Genomic DNA, 23,700 nt, shown 5'->3' with positions numbered 1-23,700 from the left:
CAAGGTCATGCGCATCGGCCTCGCCGAATTCCACGCCATCAAGTACGGAACCAAACTCAATCTGCAAAATGTGTGAATCCGATAGCAAGGGGAAGGGAGGGAGTTCAATGCCGGAAGTGCCTCACTCCGGTGAAGACCATGGCAATGCCGTGAGCGTCGGCGGCGGCGATGACATCGTCGTCGCGCATCGAGCCGCCGGGCTGGATGACGGCGGTAGCGCCGGCTTCGATTGCCGACAAAAGCCCATCCGCGAACGGGAAGAAGGCATCCGAGGCGACGACCGATCCCTTGGTCAAAGGCTCCGTCAGACCGGCAGCCTCGGCGGCGTCGAGCGCCTTGCGCGCGGCGATGCGCGAGGAATCGACCCGGCTCATCTGGCCGGCGCCGATGCCGACCGTGGCGCCGTCCCTGGCATAGACGATGGCGTTCGACTTGACGTGCTTTGCTACGCGAAAGGCGAATTTCAGATCGGCCAATTCGGCCGGCGTCGGAGCGCGCCTGGTCACCACTTTCAGGTCGAGGTCATCTACCACCCCATTGTCGCGGCCCTGGACCAGCAAGCCGCCAGCAACCGATTTCAAGCCGAGGCCCGCGGCGCGCGGGTCGGGCAGGCCGCCGGTGACCAGCAGGCGTAGATTCTTCTTGGCGGCAATGATGCGGACTGCTTCTTCGGACGCCTCCGGTGCGATGATCACTTCGGTAAAGGTTTTGACGATCTCTTCGGCGGTTCCGGCATCGAGGATGCGGTTCATGGCGACGATTCCGCCGAAGGCCGAGACCGGGTCGCAGGCCAGCGCCTTGGCATAAGCCGCCTGCAGCGAAGCGTCCTCGGCGACGCCGCACGGGTTGGCGTGCTTGATGATGGCAACTGCTGCGGAGCGGGCCGGATCGAATTCGCCGACCAGCTCGAAGGCAGCGTCGGTATCGTTGATGTTGTTGTAGGAAAGCTGCTTGCCCTGAAGCTGGCGCGCCGTGGCGACGCCCGGCCGCCTGTCGCCATTGACATAGAAGCCGGCGCCCTGATGCGGGTTTTCGCCGTAGCGCATCACCGATTGCAGCTTGCCGCCGAAGGCGCGCCATGTCGGATGCTCGATCTCAAGCGCCTCGGCAAACCATCCCGAGATCGCCGCATCGTAGGTGGCGGTGCGGGCAAAGGCCTTGGCTGCCAGCTTCTTGCGGAAATCCAGCGACAACGACCCGAAATTCATCTCCAGCGCGTTGAGCACCGAGGCATAGTCATCGGGGTCGGTGACGATGCCGACATAGGCGTGGTTCTTGGCCGAGGCACGGATCATCGCCGGGCCGCCGATGTCGATGTTCTCGACGATCGCCGCGTAGTCGGCGCGGGAGCGACGCACCTCTTCGAACGGATAAAGATTGGAAATGACGAGATCGATCGGCTCGATGCCATGGTCGCGCATCGCCGCGGCGTGCTCGGGATCGTCGCGCACGCCAAGTAGTGCGCCGTGCACCGACGGGTGCAGCGTCTTGACGCGGCCGTCCATGATCTCGGGAAAGCCGGTGAGCTCGGACACGTCGCGCACCGCCATGCCTGCCTCGGCAAGGGCCCTTGCGGTGCCGCCGGTCGAAACCAGCTCGACGCCGGCCGAAGCCAGCGCCCTGGCGAAATCGATCAGGCCGGTCTTGTCGAAGACGGAGAGCAGCGCGCGACGGATGGGAACAAGGTCGGGCGCGGGAATGTTCTTGGCGGCGACGGCCATGGGCTGGCGGCCTTTCCAGTTCTGGTTGGAGAGCGTCCGCGGGCCGTAGCATATGAGGCCCGGAAATCAAGCCGCAAGGCTTGACCAGTGTCTGCCGTTGCCACCGGCTTCAGCTTTTTCCGGACGGCCGGCGATGATGGTGCGCGTCAATTGCCAGTGGACCTCGGAAATTTCCGAGGCCTTGAAGGCAAGCACGATCTGGCGGCTGCGGCGTGGGCCGCCGAGTCCGGCGAAATAGATCGATTCCTCGACCTCGGGCGCCACTTCGGTAGAGGTAAACACCCAAGTGTCGGCATGGTCGGCGGCCAGCACCAGACGGTCATGCTCATCCTGGAGCAGGTTAATATCGGGATGGACATGGAAACGCACCGTGACGAAATCACGGCCATTGTTGCGGATAGAAGCGCCGCCCGGGCGCAGGAAGCGGTCCCTGCCGGCAAGCACATTGCCTTCGGTCGATAATTTCAGCTCGCGCTCATGCAGAAAGCCGAAGCGCGCCACATAGCCGTCATGGCGGGCGATGAAGCCCTGGCTGCCCTTCTGGTCGGTACGCTTGCAAGGCACATGTTGCGGCCCGCCGATCAAAGGCGTGCCGAGCAGGTCGTTGACGCGCAAGGAATGGTTGAAGCGCGCCGATGAGGTGTCGTTGATGGTGGCGGTCGAGTGGGCGGCGGTGGCGCGGGCAAGCGGCCGGAACTCGGCGGCGCCGTAAGTGTCTATTCCGGCGTTGACGATATAGTGCTGGCGGCCCGACGACAATTCGAAGGCGAGGCATCCGGCGTGAGCGGCATTGGACACGTCGACGGGCGGCGGCGGGCCGGTATCGGCGATCACAGTGGCACCGCCCATCGACAGGCGCTCGTAACCCGAATGCGGCGCGTGCAGCAACGGTGCGCCGGCGGTGTCGTCGTGATGCAGGATGCTGGCGATACGGTCGTGAATAGTGGCGCCCATGCCGTTGAAGCGGGCAAGGCTGCCATCCTGATGGCGAAAGAAGCGCAGTGCCGGCAGCATCCGGTCGATGGCGCCGATCAGGGCGGCCGGCGGCGTCTCGGCCTGATTGGCGTAGGTCTGGCGCAACGGCAGAAGGTCGGCGAGGATTTCAAGCACGGTCATCGGATTGCGCGAGATATGGCCGCCGTCAGGCAGGATCTGGCGGTCGAGCTCCTCGGCGAGATTGCGTGTGGCACCGCGCAGTGCCGAGGCCGGCGCCGGCAGCGACAAAGCGGCAAAGGCCAGCGCAATGCGCGCGCGCAGCCTGTCCTTGCCATCCGGCATCTCGCGCACCATGGCGCGCAGATAGCGGATCTGGACGGCGAGCGACTTCAGGAACCCGCGGTAGAACGGAAATTCGGCGCCCTGCAACACGATCGAGGAATGCTGCAGCCAGGCAATGACACGCTTGGCCGTCGTGCCCGGCTCCCAGGCGACGCCGGAAATATAGCTGCCATGGATTGCAATCCAGTCGGAAACCAACGCCCGCGCGTTGGCGGCGGCGAGCTCGGTACCCGCGGCACGCATATGGCGCAGCCAGCGAAAGCCATGCAGCGTTTTTTGCCAGCCGGGATTGGGCACGTCGATCTGGAAGGGCGATTTGCCACCGGTCTCGACCAGATGCCCCGAAAGCGGATAGCGGCCGTAATAGATCTCGAGCGCGATCTGAGGATCGGCGAGGCGCAGGTCCGGCGGGGCAATCAGGACGCGCTCCGGCGTGCGGCCGGAGTAACGCCAGCGATAGAGTGGCCCGGCGCGCAAGCGCCGGCGCGTCTTGCGCCAGAACTCCCTCGCGACAAGCGTCCACAGACGCGTCGTGTTACCGGCAGCGATTGCCAAAACCCCTCCTGATCGTCCTCACCCAAGCACAAGTTTATATGATTCAAGAACTTGTGCGAAGGCGAATTCCGCGGCAGTGGGGCCGTTCAGCCGGTTTTCCATGCCTCCTCGCCCCAAGAAGCCGGACGGCGCTTCAAGATCGGCCCTTAGCCGGCTCTGCGCATGCGGGCGGCAAAGAAGCCGTCCAGCCCGGAGCGGCCCGGCGAGCCTAACTCCAGATCGGCAGGCGTGGTGCGCAACGTGCCTTGCGGCGTCAGGAACGGGTCGATGCCGGCGATCTCACCCGGCCGAAGTGGGTCGTCGACAATCTCCGCATTGCCGGCGAGAAAGTCGCGATGGAGCTCTTCGCCTTCCAGCGGATCGAGCGAACAGTTGGAAAAGACGATGCGACCGCCAGGCTTGACCAGGGTGACGGCGCGGGCAAGCAGCCGGCGTTGCAGGTCGGCCAGTTTTTCGACGTCGGCCGCCGTCTTCGTCCAGGGGACGTCGGGATGCCGCCGCACCGTGCCGGTCGAAGAGCAAGGTGCGTCGAGGAGGACGGCGTCGAAGCGGTCTTTCGGCTCGTATTTGAGCAGATCGGCCTGGACGATCTCGGCGGCCAGACCGAGCCGTTCAAGGTTCTGCGTCAACCGTGCCAGCCGCGTTTTGGACATGTCGAGCGCGGTGACATGGGCGCCGGCGAGGATCAGCTGGGCGGTCTTGCCGCCCGGCGCGGCACAGAGGTCGGCGATTCGCAAACCATTGATGTCGCCGAACAGCCGGGCCGGCAGGCTGGCCGCCGCGTCCTGAACCCACCAGGCGCCTTCCGCGAAACCGGGCAGTTCGGTCACGGAAGCGCTGAGCTTTTCCACCCGCACCGTGCCGGTCGGCAAGACAAAGCCGCCGAGCCGTTCGGCCCACAGCGCCGGGTCCGACTTGACCGAGAAATCGACCGGCGCCTCATGGCGATGGGCGAGCTGTATCTGCCTGGCTTTGTCGAGGCCGTAGACCATTTTCAAACGGTCGGAAAACCATTTTGGCGCCTCGTCGGTTGCGGCAAGTGCGGCCGCGAGCTCGTCCTGCTTGGCCCGCGCCAGCGTGCGCAGCACGCCGTTGACGAGGCCGGAAAAGCGCGCCGTCCGCGGATCGGACTTGGCGTGCGTGACGGCGAGGTCGACGGCAGCGCTGTCGGGAACATCGAGGAACAGGATCTGCGCTGCCGCCACATGCAAGATATGCGAAAGCGCCGTGGCATTGGGCGGCAGCGGCTTTTCCAGGCGGCGGGCCAAAAGGCCTGATATGGTCATGCGGTAGCGCAGGGCGGTGACCAGAATGGCGCGCACCAGGGCGCGGTCGCGCAGGTCGAGCGCCTTGTATTGCGGATGGCCGTTCTCGTGGTCGGTCAGCCCATCGAGCGGCGTTTTCGCGTCAATGACGGCGGTAAGCAGGCGCGCGGCTGCCTTGCGCGCGGGGAGGCCGACAACCTCTGAAACTTGGCTTGGAAGCGGCTTCACAGTGTCGATGTTCGTTTGGCCAGTCCAAAGACGGCGCTGACAAAATCGTCTTTGCTTCCTCGGGGAGAAGTCAGTTGGATGTACTCGTTCTCCACAGTGCTGAGGTAATCCGCGACTTGGCTCGGAGATGCACCATCGCCGACAAGTCGGATGACATGGAGAAGATAGGTATCATATTCGTCGGCAGGCAGCGGGCGGCGGAATCGCGGCTCGCTCGATGGTGCCAGGTTCGCCATCGGTATGCCGATGGGGTTCCAGTGCCTCGCACAGAGATCGCGGATTTCCGCCAGCGAGATCTCGCAATTGCTGTCCATGGCTCCGCTCACGACCAAGGACCCTTGGGTCCGGTCGGATTGCGTCCCCAGGGATTGGGCCTCGGCTTGGCCGGCTCAGCCGGCCTCTCGGGCCGCGCGGCCCTGTCCCACGGGCCCGACGGCTGCTGCCCGGTCCCTTCCGGCGCCGGCCTTGGTGCCTCGGCCGCTTCGGGTGCGCCGGCCATCTCGCTCGCCATCCTCTGCAATGCGGCAATGCGGTTTTCTGTGCTCGGGTGAGTGGAAAACAAACTGTCCATGCGCTCGCCGGAAAGAGGATTGATGATGAAGAGATGGGCGGTTGCCGGATTGCGCTCGGCATCGGGGTTGCGGATGCGTTCGGCGCCCCGCGCGATCTTGTCAAGTGCCGAGGCGAGCCACAGCGGGTGTCCACAGATTTCGGCACCGCGCCGGTCGGCCTCGTATTCGCGGGTGCGGCTCACCGCCATCTGCACGATCATGGCGGCCAGCGGCGCGACGATCATCGCCACCAGCACGCCGACGATGCCAAAGGAATTGTTGTTTTCGCGGTTGCCGCCGAAAAAGAAGGCGAAATTGCCGAGCATCGAAATTGCGCCCGCGAAGGTGGCGACGATCGTCATGGTCAGCGTATCGCGGTGCTGCACATGAGCGAGCTCGTGCGCCATCACCGCCGCGACTTCTTCATGCGACAGCCGCTCGAGCAGGCCGGTGCTGGCGGCGACAGCGGCATTTTGCGGATTGCGGCCGGTGGCGAAGGCATTGGGCTGCGGATTGTCGATGAGATAGGTTCTTGGCATCGGCAGGCCGGCGCGTTGCGCCAGACCCTTCACGATGGCGTAATATTCAGGCGCGTTGCGTTCGTCGACCTCGATCGCACGGTGCATCGACAGCACCATCTTGTCGGCGTTCCAATAGCTGAACAAATTGGTGCCGGCGGCGATCAGCAAGGCAATTATCATGCCGCCGGATCCGCCGACCAGATAGCCGACACCCATGAACAGGGCCGTCATTGCGGCCAATAGCATGGCGGTGCGAAGGGTGTTCATCGTCTGCTCCGTTCTGGCCCAACAAAGGGGTCGATCCTTGTGGGCCCATCGCTATATGATGGGAAACAGCGGTTCCCGTTTCAATCGGGGCCTGTTTCAATCTAGCGGAAGATCGCATGATCGACAAAACCAGCCAAACGCATGCTAACGGCTCGCCGCAAAAGCTGCTGACCCCGGCAGCCAGGCGCGCCTTGGCCGAGGCCGAGGCCCGGCGGGACAAATATCGCGAGCAGGAAGCCACGCTGCCGAGGGAGATCGGCGGGCGCGGCGGCAAGGAGCCCGGCCGCTACGGCGACTGGGAGGTCAAGGGCCTGACCAGCGACTTTTAGCCCAGGCAGGGTGCCAAACTACGCAGGCTGTGCGGTCCGTTCCGCTTCGATGGCTATCCAGCCGCTGGCATCGACGGCGATGCCGATCGCGTCATAGCCGGTGATGGCGGCATGCGGCGTCTCCAACGTATGCCGGTGCGTGGCGCTGATCACCACGACCGCAGCGCCCGCGGCTTCGGCTGCCGCTATGCCGGCCGGTGCGTCCTCGAAGACGAGGCAGTCGCGCACATCGACGCCGAGCCGCTCGGCCGCCAGCCGGAAGCAGTCGGGCGCCGGCTTGCCGCGCGATACGTCCTCCGCCGCAACGATCACGGCGGGAGCCGGAATACCGGCGGCCTGCAGGCGCAGCAGGGCCAGCTCGCGCGGTGCCGAAGTGGCGATCGCCCAGCTTCCGGGCGGCAGCGACGCCAGGAAGGCCGCGGCGCCGGCAATCGGGCGAATGCCCTCGACATCGGCCGCCTCGGCCTGCAAAAGCGATTCGGCTTCACGCGCAGGATCGACGCCCGGGAGCGCCAGCCGGCCGATGGTCTCGATCGCCCGCACGCCGTGGATGGTCGGCAGGAATGCGGCGACGTCAAGACCTTGCCGATGCGCCCAAGCTGCCCAGACCCTTTCCGCCGCGGCAATCGAATTGAGAATCGTGCCGTCCATATCGAACAGGAAGGCGGCGAATTTTCTGCCTGCAAACATCGGTTTTCCCGGGGTCATCTTGGAGGGATTATTTCGAAGACGCGTGTCGATCGAGCGTAACGTTGCCGCGTCCGTATGGGAAGCCGCGAGGCGTCGTTTTCGACGTTCGCAAGGAACCGCCGCACACTCTCCTGCGTTGACCAGCACTATCTTCCATGACGATCGTAGGGGGACGGCGATGCTGATCAGGCTCGGCTATGAAATTGCCATTGAATGCGCTGCAGCCACGCCGATTGTTTCGCTGCTCGAGATCCATCGGGATCGCCAGGCCGATATCAAGCGGCAGACGCGCGTACTGACGTCGCCGTCGGTCCCGACCAGGGTCTACCACGATCTTTTCGGCAATAGCTGCCGCCGCTTCACGGCGCCAGCCGGAAGCTTTCGCATCCTCTATGACGCGGTGGTCGAGGACAGCGGCGAGCCGGACGAGGTCAACACGCTGGCCAGGGAAGTCCCGGTCGCCGAATTGCCGGACGATGTGCTCGGCTATCTGCTCGGCAGCCGTTACTGCGAGACCGACCATCTCGGCGACCTGGCCTGGCAACTTTTCGGCCAGCTTCCGCCCGGCTGGGCGCGGGTGCAGGCGATCGTCGACTATGTCCATAACCGGCTGTCCTTCGGCTACGGCTATGCGCGCTCGACCCGCACGGCGGCGCAAGCGCATGAGGAGCGCGTCGGCGTCTGCCGCGACTTTGCCCATCTGGCGATCACGCTCTGCCGCTGCATGAATATCCCCGCCCGCTACGTCAACGGCTATCTCGGCGATATCGGCGTGCCCGCCGATCCGGCGCCGATGGATTTCTCGGCGTGGGTGGAAGTGTTCCTCGACGGCAGATGGTACACTTTCGATCCTCGCCACAATGTGCCGAGGATCGGCCGCGTCGTCATCGCGCGCGGCCGCGACGCCACCGACGTGCCGCTGCTCCACAGTTTCGGCCCGCATCGGCTCAGCCTGTTCAAGGTCTGGACGCACGAGCAGGAAGGCAATCTGTTCAAGCCGCCTTATCGTGGCGTCGACAAGACCGTCAGCGCACGGATGCTGGCCTGATCTTCGGACACATTCGAAGTCCGGATTTCCACCTGCCGCCACCGCGGTAGCACTGATCCTGTTCGATACATCTCGTCTGTACCGGATTGGGACGCAGTCCAGCCGTCTCGAATTGCGAGCCCGAATCTTGGTAAGCGCTTTGTGAACAAAGCCGCGCCGACGCGGCTTTCGTTTACCAGCTGTTTACCTTGTCACCGCTCGAAACCGTTTGGAAACAATGGCCTGAGAGGTAGCCGCCTACCTTCCCTCGCCTGGCGGCGCTATCCGGCCGGATTCCTGCAATGCGCGTTCGGACAGCTGCAGGCTGTAGCGAATGGAGGCGGTAGGAATGCGGCGTTTCGGGAGGCTTGTTCAAGCGATCGGCGACTTTGCCGGGGATCGCAGCGGAAATTTCGCGGTGCTGTTTGGGATAATCGGCTCAGTGCTGGCACTGAGTGTCGGCTTTGCCGTCAACATGTCCCAACTCTACAATGTAAAGTCGAGCTTGCAGGGCGTCGTCGATGCAGCGGTCACCTCGACGGCCCGCGACCTGACAACCGGCGTCATCAGCGAGGCCGACGCCAGCAAATCGGTGCAGGCCTTTCTCGATGCCAACAGCACGGCGGGTATCCTGCAGGACGACCAGATCGTCCTCGACAAATTGACCGTCGACCGAACCGCCAACACGGTCCAGGCGGACGTCCATGTCAATGTCAACTACTATTTCCCGCTTTTCGGCACGAGTGGCATGCAACGCGTCCCCGCATCGACGACGGCGCTCTATTCGGACAAGCAGGTCGAAGTCGCGATGATGCTCGACGTGACCGGGTCGATGGCCGGCCAGAAAATCATCGATCTGCGGACGGCCGCAGCGAATGCTGTCGACAGCTTCCTGGGCGGCCAGGACCCCTCCAAGCCACGTGTGCGGGTTGCTATCGTGCCTTATGCCAATTCGGTGAATGCCGGTACAATTGCCGCCAGCAGCGTCTATGTGGAAACCACCGCCAGTCAACGCAAACAGGCGCCCGGCAATGGCGCCGTGCAGTATGTCTCCGGCTTTGTGCGTCCGGACAATTGTGCCACCGAGCGCAAGGGGACCTATCAGTATTCGGATGCGGGCCCCGACGTCAGCATGATCAATCGCGACTACCTGCTGTCATCCTTCGCCTGGCAGACCGGCACGGCTGCCTGCCCTGCCGCCGCGTTGAAACCGCTGACGGCGGACGCCACGGCGCTCAAGAACGTCATCAAGACCTTTGTCGCATCGGGCGGCACTGCCGGCCATATCGGCGTGCAGTGGAGCTGGTACATGCTTTCGGAGAACTGGGGCAGTGTGATGAAAGCCTCGGAACGGCCGGCCAAGATGGATCCAAAGAAGGTTGCCAAGATCGCGATCCTGATGACCGATGGCGAATTCAACCTGTCCTACTTCGATGCGAGCACGGTGAGCGACGTCTACAATGACGCCGGCAAGGAGCCGACTCGCACGGCAGCCAAGACACTTTGCGCTGCCATGCGCGACAAGGGCATCGAGGTCTTCACCATTGGGTTTGACCTAAACGAAACGAATGCCAAGGCGACGCTCCAGGATTGCGCGAGCCCGGACACCGCCAAGATCAAGCACTTTTATCAGGCGGCCAATGGAACGGAACTCAACCAGGCTTTCCAGGATATAGTGCGCAACGTCGAGATGTTGACCGTAACCAAATAGAGGACAAACAGCCCAAAAAGGAAAAGGCCGCCGCTTCTCGCGAAGCCGGCGGCCTTCCGTGTTTCCGTCCATGGCGCGGCTCCTGGCGGCGACCCTGGTCGCCAGCCGCGCATCTCGCGCCTTAACGGGAAGACTGCTTCCCGAAAGTGCGATCCGCTGAGGCCACGTTCTGGAAAACGAAATCACTCGACATCGGATCACCTCCTTTCGATTTGTTGAACACTCGCTCATGATGGGGTGTCACCCGGCAAATGGCAAGGCGCGGCACTCGAAAATCCTGAACAAGCGTGCTTGCGCACTCAGGCAGCTTGCGGCCGGCCGATCGGGCAGGCAAGATCGAGCCGCTATTGTTCCGGGTCACTATTTTGCCGGGTAAGGGAGGACGGGGATGGAGGCAGCCGAGAGAGCGGCCCGGATTGTTCGGACGGTCATCGAGACGCTTAAGCCGGGTTTTGCGGTGAGGCTGTGGACAGGCGAGCGGATCGGCCCGGCTACCGGCCCGGTGCTGACTATCAATGACCAGGACATCGTCTGGCAGATCGTACGCCGCCCTTCTTTATCGACGCTGATCGAGATGTGGATTGCCAAGGCGGTCGACGTCGAAGACGGATCGCTGTTCGATTTCTACGCCTTGCCCACGCACGGCAAGCTCAGGACAAAGCTCAAGACATTGCCGAAGCTGGCGATCCTGCGCGACCTGCCGGCGGTGCTGTTTTCGCGAAAACAGATGACCGCGCGAACCGATCTTTCCGGCCGCAATCCTTACGTCAGCGGTTCGAGCAAGGAGGCGATCCAGCATCACTACGACATTTCCAACGCATTCTACCGGCTCTTCCTCGACGAGCGCATGGTCTATAGCTGCGGCTACTTCAAGGATTTTGCCAACGATATCGATCAGGCGCAGAGAGACAAGCTCGACCATATCTGCCGCAAGCTTCGGCTGAAGCCCGGCGACAGATTGCTCGACATCGGCTGCGGCTGGGGAGCGATGCTCATCCACGCGGTGAAGAATTATGGCGTCGTCGGCCACGGCGTTTCGCTGTCGGAGGCACAGACCGAGCTCGCCCGCGAGCGCATCCGCGCAGAGGGGCTGGAGGACCGCATCACCATCGAGATCAAGTCCTATGCCGAGCTGTCCGGCTCCTTCGACAAGATCTCGTCGATCGGCATGTTCGAGCATCTGGGGCTTGCCAACCATGCGGCCTATTTCTCGAGGATCCATCGCCTGCTCAAGCCCGGCGGCATCTATCTGCACCACGCCATCACCCGGCGCGACAAGGGCAACATAAAGAAGACGCTGCGCAAGGGGCCGGAATTCAAGGCGCTGATCAAATACATTTTTCCGGGCGGCGAACTCGATACGATCGGCATGACGCTCGGCAATCTCGAGGCGCACGGCTTCCTCGTCTACGACGTCGAAAACTTGCGCGAGCACTATGCGCGCACTTGCAGGCTGTGGGCCGAGCGCCTCCACGCACGCTTTGACGAAGCCATCGCCGAGGTCGGCGAAGCCAAGGCGCGGCTCTGGCTACTTTATCTCACCGGCTGCTCGATTACCTTCGAACGTGCATCGGCACAGGTTTTCCAGACCGTCGCCACCAGGCGCGCGCGTGGGCCGAGCGGCCTGCCGCCGACGCGGGCGGATTTGTACCGATAGCTACAGGAGGCGCATCGCGGCGCCGATCTCGACGCGGGCCGGTCGGTCGACGGTGCAGTAGACGCCCATATTATGCGCATTGTGGCGGACCAGGCTGCGCAGGATTGCCGGATCGTGGTCGAAGCCGTCCTGGGCGATGATGGTGAAACCGCAGCGGCGGCATGGTTCGGAGATGGTCAGCAGCAGATCGCCGATCGCCAGCTTGCGGCCGATCCATTCCGTTTCCGGGAACGATCCCTCGACCGCCGCCATGTCGACGACGATGTTGGGGCGGAAGCGGCGCGGGTCGGCCGTGCCCTTTGGATGCAGCACTTTCAAACGCGCCAGTGAGGCGGTGGTCAGTAGATGAATAGGGGCTTTGACGTAGCGTTCCATCAGCAGGGGGCCGGCGTAATCCGGAGCCGCATTTTCCCGGCGGAACGGCCGGATGGAAGCCGCAAAGCCGAGATAGGCGGAAATGGCGCGATCACTTTGCGCGCCAGGTGCCGAAAGCCAGCGTCCGTCCGGGATGGCGACCTCCAGTCTGCCGGCCTGCGACAGCCGGGTGCGGATGCGGGGCACTTTGTGCCATTTCGCTTCGCGGTCGGGCCGTGCGATTTCGTCGGTCAAGGTATCGACAAGGCCAAACAGCCGGTCGCCTTCGACGGTATGCCAGTCCACGGAGATCGCCTCCTGAAACTCGCCGGCGAGCGAGCTCGCGGGATAGCGGCAAAGCGCGGTGACGGCGCCCAATGCGGGTTGCATCAGCCCTTCTTGTTCTGCCGGTTGGCGATCAGGTCGTCGACGACCGCCGGATCGGCCAGCGTCGAGGTGTCGCCGAGCGTGGCAAAATCGTCCTCGGCGATCTTGCGCAGGATGCGCCGCATGATCTTGCCGGAACGCGTCTTCGGCAGGCCGGCCGCGAACTGGATCTTGTCGGGCGAAGCGATGGCGCCGATCTCCTTGCGGACATGGGCGACGAGCTCCTGGCGCAGTTCCTCGCTTGGCGTCTCGCCGGCCATCAGCGTGACATAGCAGTAAATGCCCTGGCCCTTGATATCGTGCGGGTAGCCGACGACGGCGGCCTCCGAGACCTTCTCATGCGAAACCAGCGCCGATTCGACCTCGGCGGTGCCCATGCGGTGGCCGGAGACGTTGATGACGTCGTCGACGCGGCCGGTGATCCAGTAGTAGCCGTCAGCATCGCGGCGGCAGCCGTCGCCGGTGAAGTACCTGCCCCTGTAGGTCGAGAAATAGGTCTGCACGAAGCGGTCGTGATCGCCATAGACGGTGCGCATCTGGCCCGGCCATGAGTCGGCAATACAAAGATTGCCGCTGGCTTCGCCTTCCAGCACCTTGCCGTCGGCATCGACCAGCTGCGGCTTGACGCCAAAGAAGGGCCGCGTCGCCGAACCCGCCTTGAGGTGGGTGGCGCCCGGAACCGGCGTGATCATGATGCCGCCGGTCTCGGTCTGCCACCAGGTGTCGACGATCGGCACCTTGCCGTTGCCGACGACGTTGAAATACCACTCCCAGGCTTCCGGATTGATCGGCTCGCCGACGGTGCCGAGCACGCGCAGCGACTTGCGCGACGTTTTGGTGACATGGGCATCGCCGGCACCCATCAGCGCGCGCAGCGCCGTCGGCGCGGTGTAGAAGATGTTGACCTTGTGCTTGTCGATCACGTCCCAGAACCGCGACTGCGAGGGGTAGTTCGGCACGCCTTCGAACATCAGCGTGGTTGCGCCGTTGGCCAGCGGCCCGTAGACGATGTAGCTGTGGCCGGTGACCCAGCCGACATCGGCGGTGCACCAGTAGATATCGCCGTCATGATAGTCGAAGACATATTGGTGGGTCATCGAGACATAAACGAGATAGCCGGCCGTGGTGTGCAGCACGCCCTTCGGCTTGCCGGTCGAGCCGGATGTGTAGAGGATGAACAGCGGGTCCTCGGCGTTCATCTTCTCGGGCTTGCATTCGGCCTTAACCGTCGCGACCTCGTCATGGTACCAGACGTCGCGCCCGGCGGCCCAGCCGGTCTTGCCGCCGGTGCGGCGTACTACCAAGACCTTTTCGACTTTCGTTCCAGCCTTGGCGGCGATCTCGATCGCCTTGTCGGTGTTGTCCTTCAACGGGATCGACTTGCCGCCGCGCAGGCCTTCGTCGGCGGTGATGACGAAGGTCGACTTGCAGTCGTCGATGCGTCCGGCCAGCGCGTCCGGCGAAAAGCCGCCGAAGACGACCGAATGAATGGCGCCGATGCGCGTGCAGGCGAGCATCGCATAAGCGGCCTCCGGGATCATCGGCATGTAGATGGTGACGCGGTCGCCCTTCTTGACGCCGTGCTTCTTCATCACATTAGCGAGGCGGCAGACATGCGCGTGAAGTTCGTTATAGGTGATCTTCCTATCGTCGTAGGGATTGTCGCCTTCCCAGATGATAGCGGTCTGTTCGCCGCGCTTCTTCAGATGCCGGTCGATGCAGTTCCAGGAAACGTTGGTCTGGCCATCCTCGAACCATTTGATCGAGACCTTGCCGTCGAAGGACGTGTTCTTGACCTTGCTGTACGGCTTGAACCAGTCGATGCGCTTGCCGTGCTTGCCCCAGAACCTGTCCGGGCTCTTGACGCTGTCGGCGTACCATTTCAGGTAGGTGTCATTGTCAATCAGCGCGTTCTTCTTCCACGCCGGCTGGACGCGATGGACATGAACATCGGACATTCTTCGCCTTCCTCCCCAAAACCAAACCGCCGGCTTGACCGCCGGCAGGATCGCAGCGATGCGGCCGCGAATTCGCGCGCATTATTAACAGTTCGGCCGCGACGGCAACATTAGACGTTGGATTCGCGCGGCGGGATGCCGCAGGTGCCTTGCCAGGCGGTGTCAGCACTCTCGTGAGGTGGCTGCTAAGCACATGTTTTTGCGGGAGGAATCTGATTCGATCGCAGAAATACCAATAGACGATTAAGCAAATGGGGTGCACAATTTCAGGCTGGGAGGAAGGAGAATCAACCAGGGGACCGCAATGCGCGACCATTCCGAAATGGACCTGATGCTCAAGGGCTATGGCTTGACCACGGCCAAGATTCTTTATCACTTTCCCGATCATCCGCATCTGCTGCAGAGCTTCATCTGGCAGGATTACGACATCGCCCCGAAATTTCCGGTGCTGATCCGCTTCATCGAGTTCTGGCAGGCCAAGCTCGAAGGCCCGCTGCATTCGGTCAGCTACACGCACCAGAAGCTGATCGCGCCGAACGAATGGCGCAAGGTCGACGGCGAGTTCGTGCTGCATTAGCCGGGCGGGTGGCAGGCTGGGAGCCGCCGCCCCAGCTTTTGGAGCGTCAGACTGCAGGCGGGCTCAGCCGGGCAAACCCCTCCTGCCGGCGGTAGGGAAAATACGGGTAGGGTGCGGTGACCTCACTTGCCGTGTCGAGCTTCTTCATCTGCCCGGCTGTCAAGGACCAGCCGACGGCGCCGAGATTCTGGCGCAACTGCTCCTCGTTGCGCGCGCCGATGATGACGGAGGCGACGGTCGGCCGCTGCAGCAGCCAATTGATGGCGATCTGCGGTATGGTCTTGCCGGTTTCCTCGGCGACAACATCAAGCGCGTCGATCACCCGATAGAGATGCTCATCCTCGACGGGCGGTCCGAAGCTTGCGGTGTCATGCAGCCGGCTTTTCTCAGGCAGCTTCTGGCCACGGCGGATCTTGCCGGTCAGGCGGCCCCAGCCGAGCGGGCTCCACACCAGCGCACCGACACCCTGGTCGAGGCCGAGCGGCATCAACTCCCATTCATAATCGCGTCCGACCAGCGAGTAATAGACCTGATGGGCGACGTATCGGGGATAGCCGTATCTGTCCGCCAGGCCGAGCGACTTCATCACTTGCCAGCCGGAAAAATTGGAGACGCCGACATAACGCAGCTTGCCGGCGCGCACGAGACTGTCCAGCGTCGACAGCGCCTCCTCGATCGGTGTTGCGGCGTCGAAAGCGTGCAGTTGCAGCAGGTCGATGTAGTCGGTGCCAAGACGCCTCAGCGCGTCTTCGACGGCCTTGATCAGGCGTGAACGCGAAGAGCCGGCATCGTTGGGACCGTCGCCCATCGGCAGCGAGGTCTTGGTCGAGATCAGCACGGCGTCGCGGCGGCCCTTGATGGCAGCGCCGAGCACTTGTTCGGAAGCGCCATTCGAATAGACATCGGCAGTGTCGAACAGGTTGACGCCGGCCTCAAGACAGATGTCGACCAGCCGCCGCGCTTCGGTCGCATCGCTGTTGCCCCAGGCGCCGAACAGCGGGCCCGAACCGCCGAAGGTTCCAGCGCCGAACGAGAGCGCCGGGACCTTCAGGCCCGATGCGCCAAGATTTCGATAATCCATGGGTTTGCTCCTTGTGGAAGGATGGCTGTTTCAAAGATTGGTTGAGGTTGCCGTTCTATGACCGCGCGATTTCCGGTGTGGCGAGGACGGGATCTCGGTCGAGGCGTAGCGCAAACGCTGCCACGGCAAGCGCTGAAAGCGGCAACAGGGCCGCGACCCAGGTGACGGCACCGAGGCCGGGACCATGGGCGATGACCAAGCCGCCGAGCCAGGCGCCGGCCGCATTGGCGAGGTTGAAGGCGGCGATGTTGAAGGATGAAGCTAGGCTCTGGCCGGCGCCTTGTGCCTTTTCCAGTACCCACATCTGCAGCGGCGCCACGGTGGCGAACGCGGCAGCGCCGAGCAGACCGACATAGATGACGGCCATGACCTGGCTGTGCAGGGCGAAGGTCATGGTGCCGAGCACCAGCGCCAGCACGACGAGACTGCCGAGAACGGAAGGTACCAGCCAGCGGTCGGCGAACTTGCCGCCGGCGAGGTTGCCGGCGATGAGGCCGCCGCCGAAGACCAGCAGGATCGGCGACACCGCTGCTTCGTCAAAACCGGTGATCTCGGTCAGCAACGGGGCGATGTAGGTGAAGACGGCAAAGACGCCGGCATAGCCAAGCACGGTGGTGGCGAAGCCAAGCAGGACGGGCGTGCGGCCGAGCACGGCGAGATCGGCGCGCAAATTGCTCTTCTCAGGCTCTGTTCGACTGCGCGGCACCAGCAGGAGAATGATGGCGAAGGCGGCGATGCCGACCAGGGTCACCGCCCAGAAGGTCGCGCGCCAGCCGAAGGCCTGGCCGAGCCATGTGCCGAAGGGCACGCCGAGGATGTTGGCGATGGTCAGGCCGGTGAACATCAGGGCGATCGCCGAAGCTTTCTTGTTGGGCGCCACCAGCCCGGTCGCCACGACCGAACCAACGCCGAAGAAGGTGCCGTGGGCGAAGGCGGTCAGCACGCGCGCACCCATCAGCGTCCAGTAGTCTGGGGCAAGCGCACAGGCGAGATTGCCAAGCGTGAAGATTGCCATCAGCGCCAGAAGCACGATTTTGCGCGGCCAGCGGCCGGTTGCGATCGTCAGCAGCGGCGCGCCGATGACAACGCCGAGCGCATAGCCGGAAATCAGCTGGCCGGCAGCTGAGATCGAGACGCCGAGATCGGTGCTGACGTCGAGCAGCAGGCCCATGATGACGAATTCGGTGACGCCGATACCGAAGGCACCGGCGGCAAGAGCGTAAAGAGCAAGGGGCATGGCGGTTCCCACTTCGATGACGACCAATTTTGACGACGGGCGCCGTGTCCTCCCACGCGCCGATGCCGAAGATCGTGCCGCGATGTGCTGTGAACCAGCCTTGCATCGGGCACATCGTCTGTGAAATAGATTCACCAATGGCTAGGCCCGACATCAATCGCTCCGGCGAGATCGAAGTGTTCGTCCGCGTCGTCGAGGCGGGCAGCTTTTCAGCCGCTGCCCGTGCGTTGCGGATGACGCCGTCGGCGGTGAGCAAGCTGATCGCGCGGCTGGAGGCGCGGCTTGGCGCGCGGCTGGTCAGCCGTTCGACGCGTAAGCTGCAACTGACGCCAGAGGGCGCGGCGTTCTTCGACAGCGGCGTGCGCATCCTGGCCGACATGGCAGCGGCCGAGCGCGAGGCAGCGGCGGGTGCCGCGCCGCGTGGCCGGCTGCGGATCAACAGCTACGTGCCTTTCGGGCAACATCGGCTGATCCCGCTTTTGCCGCGTTTCCTAGAGCGCTACCCCGAAATCTCGGTCGATCTGGTGTTGACCGACGATGTCATCGACCTGATGGAGGAGCGCGCTGACGTCGCCATCCGCGCCGGGCCGCTCGGTGAATCACGGCTGGTGGCGCGCAAGCTCGGGCAGAGCCGGGTGGTCGTCGTTGCAGCGCCATCGTATCTCGAAGCGCGTGGCACGCCCAAGGAGCCCGCCGATCTCGATCGTCACAACCGGATGGGCTTCCGTTTCGTACGTCACCTCGAGGGCTGGCCTTTTATCGACGCGGCCGGCAAGCCGATCACCCTGTCGATCATCGGAAATACGCTGGTCAGCGACGGCGAGGCGATGCGGCTGATGGCGCTCTCAGGGGTGGGCATCGCCCGGCTGGCACGCTGGCACGTGGAGGCCGACATTGCCGCCGGCCGGCTGTTGCCGCTGCTGGAAGAGTTCAACCCCGGCGACGAGGAACTCACCCACGCGGTCTATGTCGGCCAAGGCAAGCATCTGCCGGCGCGGGTGCGGGCGTTTTTGGACTTTTTGGTCGAGACTGTCCGGCTGACCTGAGCCCAAAAAAATCGGGAGCCTGCCGGCTCCCGAAGCATCGAATCGAAGGTGAGATTGAGTTACGTTTTCGGCACAAAGGGCGCCGGACGCCGGCCGGCCGCCTGACGTTCCAGCATCCAGCCGGGGTATTCGGCGGGCAGGGCACTGACTTCGTCGAGGCGAACAAGATCATCGGCATCGAGCTGCAACTCGGTGGCTGAAAGGTTCTGTTCAAGCTGCTCCATGCGGCTGGCGCCGATAATCACGCTCATCATGAATGGCTTGGCCAGGACATAGCCGAGCGCCACCGTGGCGACGCTGACGCCGTGCTTGGCGGCGATCTCGCGCATGACGGCGACCGCTGCCCAGGCACGGTCCTCATTGACCGGCGGGAAATTGAAGCTGGCGCGGCGGCCCTCGCCATTGCCGGGGGCACCCGGTCCGTATTTGCCGGAGAGCAAGCCGCCTGCCATCGGCGACCAGACCATCAGCCCGAGCTTCTCCTCGTTGAGCAGCGGCACGATCTCGCGCTCGAGATCGCGGCCGGCGATCGAATAATACGACTGCACGGTCTCGAAGCGGGCAAAGCCTCTGCGCTCGGCAATACCCAGCGCCTTGGCGATGCGCCAGGCCTGCCAGTTCGAGACGCCGACATAGCGGACCTTGCCGGCGGCAACCAGGTCGTCGAGCGCCCGCAGCGTCTCGTCGATCGGCGTCACCGTGTCGGTGCCGTGCAGCTGGTAAAGATCGATATGGTCCAGCTGCAGCCGTTCGAGGCTGCCTTCGACCGAATCCATGATGTGGCCGCGCGAGGAACTGCGCTGGTTCGGGCCGCCGCCCATGGTGCCATGAACCTTGGTGGCGATGATCACGTCCTGCCGGTTGACGCCAAGGTTCCTGAGCGACTGGCCGAGAAGCCGTTCCGAGGCGCCGAATGAATAAACATCCGCCGTGTCGAAGAAATTGACACCGGCGACGAGCGAGCGGGCAACGATCTCGTCGACGCCCTTCTGGTCGAGGCTGGCGATCAGGCCCCATTGGGCATTCTCGCCGCCCGCGCCGAACGTCATCGTGCCGAGGCAAAGTTCGGAGACGAACATCCCCGTATTTCCAAGTTGATTGTAACGCATGGTGGCTCCAGACGGGTTGAGAATAACTCGACCCATATAGGAACGAAACGTTCCGTTTCTATAAGTTGGCTTAGTCAATGTCAGTCTGTGGCCTAAGGCCGGCTGCGCCTCATCTGGCGCCGAAAATCGCCGATCCAACCCTGACACTGGTCGCGCCGAAGGCGATCGCGGTTTCGTAGTCGCTGGACATGCCCATGGAGAGCTTGTCGACGCCGGCCTCAAGCCCAAGCTTTTCCAGCAGCGCGAAATGCGGCCCGGGGTTCTCGTCGGCCGGCGGAATGCACATCAGCCCCTCGACGGCGAGGCCATGGACATCGCGGCAGCGGGCGACGAAGGCGACAGCCTCGCGCGGCTCGATGCCGGCCTTTTGCGGCTCGGAGCCCGTGTTGACCTGGACATACAACCTTGGTGACCGGCCTTGCCTGGCGATCTCCTTGGCCAGCTCTGCGGCAATCTTTTCGCGATCGACGGTTTCGATGACGTCGAACAGCGCCACCGCCTCCCTTGCCTTGTTCGATTGCAGCGGACCGATCAGATGCAGCTCGATGTCGGGAAACGCCTCCTTCAGCACCGGCCATTTGGCTTGTGCTTCCTGGACGCGGTTTTCGCCGAAGACGCGCTGGCCGACCTCGATGACGGGGCGGATATCGGTTGTATCGAAGGTCTTCGAGACCGCGACCAGCGTCACCGCTCCGGCCTCGCGTCCTGCCTCGCGTTCGGCGGCAGCGATCCTTGCCTTGACCGTGAAAAGCTGTTCGACGGCGCTCGCCATGCCTATATCCTGCCTGTGTTTGGCTTTTCGCCGGATCGCCGCAGTTGACGGGTCCGGCAATCCATGGTGAACACCGCGACGACATTTCCTGAGCCGCCCGGGCATTGTCCGGCGGCTCGTGCATGCTTTTAAGTGAAAAACACCCGATGGCAACCGAACGATACAATCCGCGCGCGTCAGAGCCCAAATGGCAGAAGGCCTGGGACGCCAAGAAGCTGTTCGAAGCCGACAATGACGACCCGCGCCCGAAATACTACGTGCTGGAGATGTTCCCCTATCCGTCGGGGCGCATCCATATAGGCCATACCCGCAACTATACGATGGGCGACGTGGTGGCACGCTACAAGCGGGCCAAGGGGTTCAACGTGCTGCACCCGATGGGCTGGGATGCCTTTGGCATGCCAGCCGAAAACGCGGCGATGCAGAACAAGGTTCATCCCAAGGACTGGACCTATCAGAACATTGCCGCCATGCGCGAGCAGCTCAAGGTCATGGGCCTGTCGCTCGATTGGGCGCGCGAGTTCGCCACCTGCGATGTCGACTACTATCACCGCCAGCAGATGCTGTTCCTCGATTTCGTCGAGAAGGGGCTGGTGACGCGCAAATCCTCCAAGGTCAACTGGGATCCGGAGGACATGACGGTGCTTGCCAACGAGCAGGTCATCGACGGACGCGGCTGGCGCTCGGGCGCGCTGGTGGAACAGCGCGAGCTGACGCAGTGGTTCTTCAAGATCACCGACTACGCGCAGGACCTGCTGGATTCGCTCGATCAACTCGACGACTGGCCGGAAAAAGTGAAGCTGATGCAGGCGAACTGGATCGGCCGTTCAGAAGGGCTGCTGATCCGCTGGCCGCTGGCCGAGCCAGTCGCCGGCGAGCATGAACTTGAAGTCTACACGACCAGGCCCGACACCATCTTCGGCGCCTCCTTCATGGCGATTGCGGCCGATCATCCGCTGGCCAAAAAGGCCGCCGAAGACAATCCGGCGCTGGCAAAGTTCATCGACGAGGTCCGCCATATGGGCACTTCGGCGGCGGCCTTGGAGACGGCCGAGAAGAAGGGTTTCGATACCGGCATTCGCGTCGTCCATCCGTTCGACGAGAGGTGGACGCTGCCTGTCTACGTCGCCAATTTCGTGCTGATGGACTATGGCACAGGCGCCATCTTCGGCTGTCCGGCACATGACCAGCGCGACCTCGACTTCGCCAACAGATACGGCCTTCCGGTCATTCCGGTGGTGATGCCGGAAGGCGAGAATCAAGGAAGCTTCCAGGTCATCGACGAGGCTTATGTCGATGATGGCGCGATGATCAATTCGCGCTTCCTCGACGGCATGAAGCCGGATCAGGCATTCGACGAGGTGGCGAAGCTGCTGGAACAAAGGACCATCGGCAACCGGCCGATGGCCGAGCGCAAGGTGAACTTCCGCCTGCGCGACTGGGGCATTTCGCGCCAGCGCTATTGGGGCTGCCCGATCCCGATGATCCATTGCGAGGATTGCGGCGTGGTGCCGGTGCCGAAAGCCGACCTGCCGGTCAAGCTGCCGGACGATATCGAGTTCGACCGGCCGGGCAATCCGCTCGACCGCCATCCGACATGGCGGCACGTCAAATGCCCGCGCTGCGGCAAGGATGCGCGGCGCGAAACCGACACGATGGACACATTTGTCGATTCTTCGTGGTATTTCGCGCGCTTCACCGCGCCCTGGGCAAACGATCCGACCGATCCCAAGGCCGCGACTGAATGGCTGCCGGTCGACCAGTATATTGGCGGCATTGAGCATGCGATCCTGCATTTGCTCTATTCGCGCTTTTTCACCCGCGCCATGCGCGAGACCGGCCATGTCGATCTCGCCGAGCCGTTCAGGGGCCTGTTCACGCAAGGCATGGTGGTGCACGAGACCTATCGGGTTGGCGGCGCCTCGAACGGCCGCTGGCTTGCGCCAAGCGAGGTCAGGCTGGAAGACGCCGACGGCAAGCGCCGCGCCTTCGAAATCGCCACTGGCGAAGAGGCGGGGATCGGTCCGCTCGAAAAAATGTCGAAGTCGAAGAAGAATACGGTGAGTCCGGAAGAGATCACCGACGGCTACGGCGCCGATACGGCGCGCTGGTTCATGCTGTCGGACTCGCCGCCCGAGCGCGATGTCGAATGGACCGACGAGGGTGCGGCCGGCGCGCATCGCTTCATCCAGCGCATCTGGCGGCTGGTGTCGACGGCTGCCGAATCGCTCGCCGGAGTCCGGCCAGCTGCGGCGAAGGACGGCGAGGCCGGGACAGTATCCAAGGCCGCGCACAAGATACTGAAGTCGGTCGGTGAGGATATCGAAAAGCTCGCCTTCAACCGCGCCATCGCCCGCATCTACGAGCTCGCCAATGCCTTGACCGTGCCGCTCAACGAGGCGGCAGAGGGCAAGGCCGGTCCGGCGCTGCAAGCGGCGTGCCGCGAGGCCGTTGAGATCCTGGTGCACCTGATCGCGCCGGTCATGCCGCATCTGGCCGAAGAGTGCTGGCAGACGCTCGGCGGCACCGATCTTGTCGCCGAACGGCCCTGGCCGAACTACGATCCCTCGCTTGTCGTCGACGCCGAGATCGTGCTTCCGGTGCAGGTCAACGGCAAGAAGCGCGGCGATTTGACAATTGCCCGCGACGCGGACCAAGGTGCGGTCGAAAAAGCGGTTCTGGCTCTCGACTTCGTGCAGAGAGCGCTCGAAGGTAAGGCGCCGCGCAAGGTGATCATCGTGCCACAGAGGATCGTCAATGTCGTTGCCTGAGCCGCGAAAGACAGAGCTGACGCTGCGCCGTGTCGTGCTTTGCGGGCTGCTCGCGTCGGTGGCGCTGGTTTCCGCCTGCACGGTGCGGCCGCTCTATTCGAGCGCGCCGCTGGTCGCCGGCTCGCAGGTCGGCGCTGCTGCCGAGCTGGCATCGATCTCGGTCAAGCCGGTCAAGACCCGCTACGCCCAGCAGGTCCGCAACAATTTGATCTTCGCGCTCGGCCAGGGCGCCGGCGAGCCGGCTTCGCCGGTCTATTCGCTTGATCTCGGCGTCTCCGAACTCGTCGAATCGGCGGCAATCGAGCAGGTCACGACCGACGAGGACGAGCCGACCGCCGGCACTGTGACGCTGACCGCTAACTATGTGCTCAGCGATGCCAAGACGGGCACGGTCATAGCGAGGGGCAAGCGCTCGATTCCGTCGTCATACGACAGGCCGCGCCAGGAATTCGCGTCATACCGGGCGCAGATCGACGCCGAGAACCGTGCGGCGCGCGAGCTGGCAGATGTGCTGCGGCTGTCGATCGCCCAGGATCTGATCAAGCACGGCAAGCCGGCGGCAAGCTAGGTCTTTCCAGAGTGCGCAATCTGCAAAAAAGGCCGATTGC

General features: G+C 63.5%; 20 protein-coding genes. 8 read left to right on the top strand and 12 right to left on the bottom strand.

The genetic code is table 11. The features are described 5' to 3' along the window. Positions 1–104: 104 nt before the first annotated feature. The 5 genes from purH to htpX form a co-directional block, all read right to left on the bottom strand. Positions 105–1,721, bottom strand: a complete 1,617-nt coding sequence (gene purH, locus NKG60_RS19890) for a bifunctional phosphoribosylaminoimidazolecarboxamide formyltransferase/IMP cyclohydrolase (RefSeq protein ID WP_352865606.1) — start codon at positions 1,719–1,721, stop codon at positions 105–107. 66 nt (positions 1,722–1,787) lie between these two features. Continuing rightward, complete coding sequence (locus NKG60_RS19885; RefSeq protein ID WP_352975373.1) at positions 1,788–3,554, bottom strand: heparinase II/III family protein; 1,767 nt, start codon at positions 3,552–3,554, stop codon at positions 1,788–1,790. Between the two features lie 146 nt (positions 3,555–3,700). Continuing rightward, positions 3,701–5,047 (bottom strand): RsmB/NOP family class I SAM-dependent RNA methyltransferase, encoded by a 1,347-nt coding sequence (locus NKG60_RS19880; protein ID WP_352669512.1) that lies wholly within the window; start codon positions 5,045–5,047, stop codon positions 3,701–3,703. Then, positions 5,044–5,361: a hypothetical protein gene (locus NKG60_RS19875; RefSeq protein WP_352669510.1), complete on the bottom strand. Its 318-nt coding sequence runs from the start codon at positions 5,359–5,361 to the stop codon at positions 5,044–5,046. Before NKG60_RS19875 ends, NKG60_RS19880 begins: the two co-directional genes overlap by 4 nt. 8 nt (positions 5,362–5,369) lie before the next feature. After that, positions 5,370–6,386 carry a zinc metalloprotease HtpX gene (htpX, locus tag NKG60_RS19870; protein WP_352669508.1) on the bottom strand — a complete coding sequence of 339 codons (1,017 nt, stop codon included), beginning with the start codon at positions 6,384–6,386 and terminating at the stop codon, positions 5,370–5,372. Between the two features lie 116 nt (positions 6,387–6,502). Between htpX and NKG60_RS19865 the strand changes: the two genes are divergently transcribed. Further along, positions 6,503–6,715 (top strand): DUF1674 domain-containing protein, encoded by a 213-nt coding sequence (locus tag NKG60_RS19865; protein ID WP_352669505.1) that lies wholly within the window; start codon positions 6,503–6,505, stop codon positions 6,713–6,715. Between the two features lie 18 nt (positions 6,716–6,733). On the opposite strand, the gene NKG60_RS19860 is transcribed toward NKG60_RS19865, so the two are convergent. Beyond that, the gene (locus NKG60_RS19860; protein WP_352669502.1) at positions 6,734–7,405 is read right to left on the bottom strand and encodes an HAD-IA family hydrolase; all 672 of its coding nucleotides are present in this window, start codon (positions 7,403–7,405) and stop codon (positions 6,734–6,736) included. A gap of 178 nt (positions 7,406–7,583) precedes the next feature. Between NKG60_RS19860 and NKG60_RS19855 the strand changes: the two genes are divergently transcribed. The 3 genes from NKG60_RS19855 to NKG60_RS19845 all read left to right on the top strand — a co-directional run bounded on the left by NKG60_RS19855 (position 7,584) and on the right by NKG60_RS19845 (position 11,800). Then, positions 7,584–8,453 (top strand): transglutaminase-like domain-containing protein, encoded by an 870-nt coding sequence (locus NKG60_RS19855; protein ID WP_352669500.1) that lies wholly within the window; start codon positions 7,584–7,586, stop codon positions 8,451–8,453. 328 nt (positions 8,454–8,781) lie between these two features. Next, complete coding sequence (locus tag NKG60_RS19850) at positions 8,782–10,143, top strand: pilus assembly protein TadG-related protein (protein ID WP_352669497.1); 1,362 nt, start codon at positions 8,782–8,784, stop codon at positions 10,141–10,143. Positions 10,144–10,531: 388 nt separating this feature from the next. Beyond that, positions 10,532–11,800, top strand: a complete 1,269-nt coding sequence (locus NKG60_RS19845; RefSeq protein WP_352669495.1) for a class I SAM-dependent methyltransferase — start codon at positions 10,532–10,534, stop codon at positions 11,798–11,800. Here the strand turns inward: NKG60_RS19845 and NKG60_RS19840 are convergent, their stop codons facing one another. Together NKG60_RS19840 and acs are read right to left on the bottom strand one after the other, a co-directional pair. Beyond that, on the bottom strand, positions 11,801–12,544 hold the full coding sequence (locus tag NKG60_RS19840) for an MOSC domain-containing protein (protein ID WP_352669492.1): 744 nt from the start codon (positions 12,542–12,544) through the stop codon (positions 11,801–11,803). Continuing rightward, the gene (acs, locus tag NKG60_RS19835; RefSeq protein ID WP_352669490.1) at positions 12,544–14,499 is read right to left on the bottom strand and encodes an acetate--CoA ligase; all 1,956 of its coding nucleotides are present in this window, start codon (positions 14,497–14,499) and stop codon (positions 12,544–12,546) included. Before acs ends, NKG60_RS19840 begins: the two co-directional genes overlap by 1 nt. 304 nt (positions 14,500–14,803) lie before the next feature. On the opposite strand from acs, the gene NKG60_RS19830 reads away from it, so the two are divergent. Continuing rightward, a complete protein-coding gene (locus NKG60_RS19830) occupies positions 14,804–15,076 on the top strand; it encodes an usg protein (protein WP_023719720.1) in 273 nt (90 codons plus the stop codon). Between the two features lie 46 nt (positions 15,077–15,122). Here NKG60_RS19830 and NKG60_RS19825 read toward each other — a convergent pair whose 3' ends face one another. Together NKG60_RS19825 and NKG60_RS19820 are read right to left on the bottom strand one after the other, a co-directional pair. Next, the gene (locus NKG60_RS19825; RefSeq protein ID WP_352669489.1) at positions 15,123–16,157 is read right to left on the bottom strand and encodes an aldo/keto reductase; all 1,035 of its coding nucleotides are present in this window, start codon (positions 16,155–16,157) and stop codon (positions 15,123–15,125) included. A gap of 55 nt (positions 16,158–16,212) precedes the next feature. Further along, complete coding sequence (locus tag NKG60_RS19820) at positions 16,213–17,394, bottom strand: MFS transporter (protein WP_352669486.1); 1,182 nt, start codon at positions 17,392–17,394, stop codon at positions 16,213–16,215. A gap of 137 nt (positions 17,395–17,531) precedes the next feature. Here NKG60_RS19820 and NKG60_RS19815 point away from each other — a divergent pair, with 137 nt between their 5' ends. After that, positions 17,532–18,440: a LysR family transcriptional regulator gene (locus NKG60_RS19815; protein ID WP_352669483.1), complete on the top strand. Its 909-nt coding sequence runs from the start codon at positions 17,532–17,534 to the stop codon at positions 18,438–18,440. Positions 18,441–18,499: 59 nt separating this feature from the next. On the opposite strand, the gene NKG60_RS19810 is transcribed toward NKG60_RS19815, so the two are convergent. Together NKG60_RS19810 and NKG60_RS19805 are read right to left on the bottom strand one after the other, a co-directional pair. After that, complete coding sequence (locus NKG60_RS19810) at positions 18,500–19,549, bottom strand: aldo/keto reductase (RefSeq protein ID WP_352669481.1); 1,050 nt, start codon at positions 19,547–19,549, stop codon at positions 18,500–18,502. Between the two features lie 109 nt (positions 19,550–19,658). Beyond that, positions 19,659–20,321 (bottom strand): YggS family pyridoxal phosphate-dependent enzyme, encoded by a 663-nt coding sequence (locus NKG60_RS19805; RefSeq protein WP_352669478.1) that lies wholly within the window; start codon positions 20,319–20,321, stop codon positions 19,659–19,661. Between the two features lie 146 nt (positions 20,322–20,467). Between NKG60_RS19805 and leuS the strand changes: the two genes are divergently transcribed. Together leuS and NKG60_RS19795 are read left to right on the top strand one after the other, a co-directional pair. Continuing rightward, positions 20,468–23,092 carry a leucine--tRNA ligase gene (gene leuS, locus NKG60_RS19800; protein WP_352669476.1) on the top strand — a complete coding sequence of 875 codons (2,625 nt, stop codon included), beginning with the start codon at positions 20,468–20,470 and terminating at the stop codon, positions 23,090–23,092. Beyond that, positions 23,079–23,660, top strand: a complete 582-nt coding sequence (locus NKG60_RS19795) for an LPS assembly lipoprotein LptE (RefSeq protein WP_352489176.1) — start codon at positions 23,079–23,081, stop codon at positions 23,658–23,660. The genes leuS and NKG60_RS19795 overlap by 14 nt, the downstream gene beginning before the upstream one ends. The last annotated feature ends 40 nt before the right edge of the window (positions 23,661–23,700 follow it).

This window comes from Mesorhizobium sp. M1428, assembly GCF_040317515.1.
Lineage (GTDB): Bacteria > Pseudomonadota > Alphaproteobacteria > Rhizobiales > Rhizobiaceae > Mesorhizobium.
The sequence above is the reverse complement of the archived record's forward strand: the minus strand, read 5'-3'. Positions and strand labels throughout refer to the sequence as shown.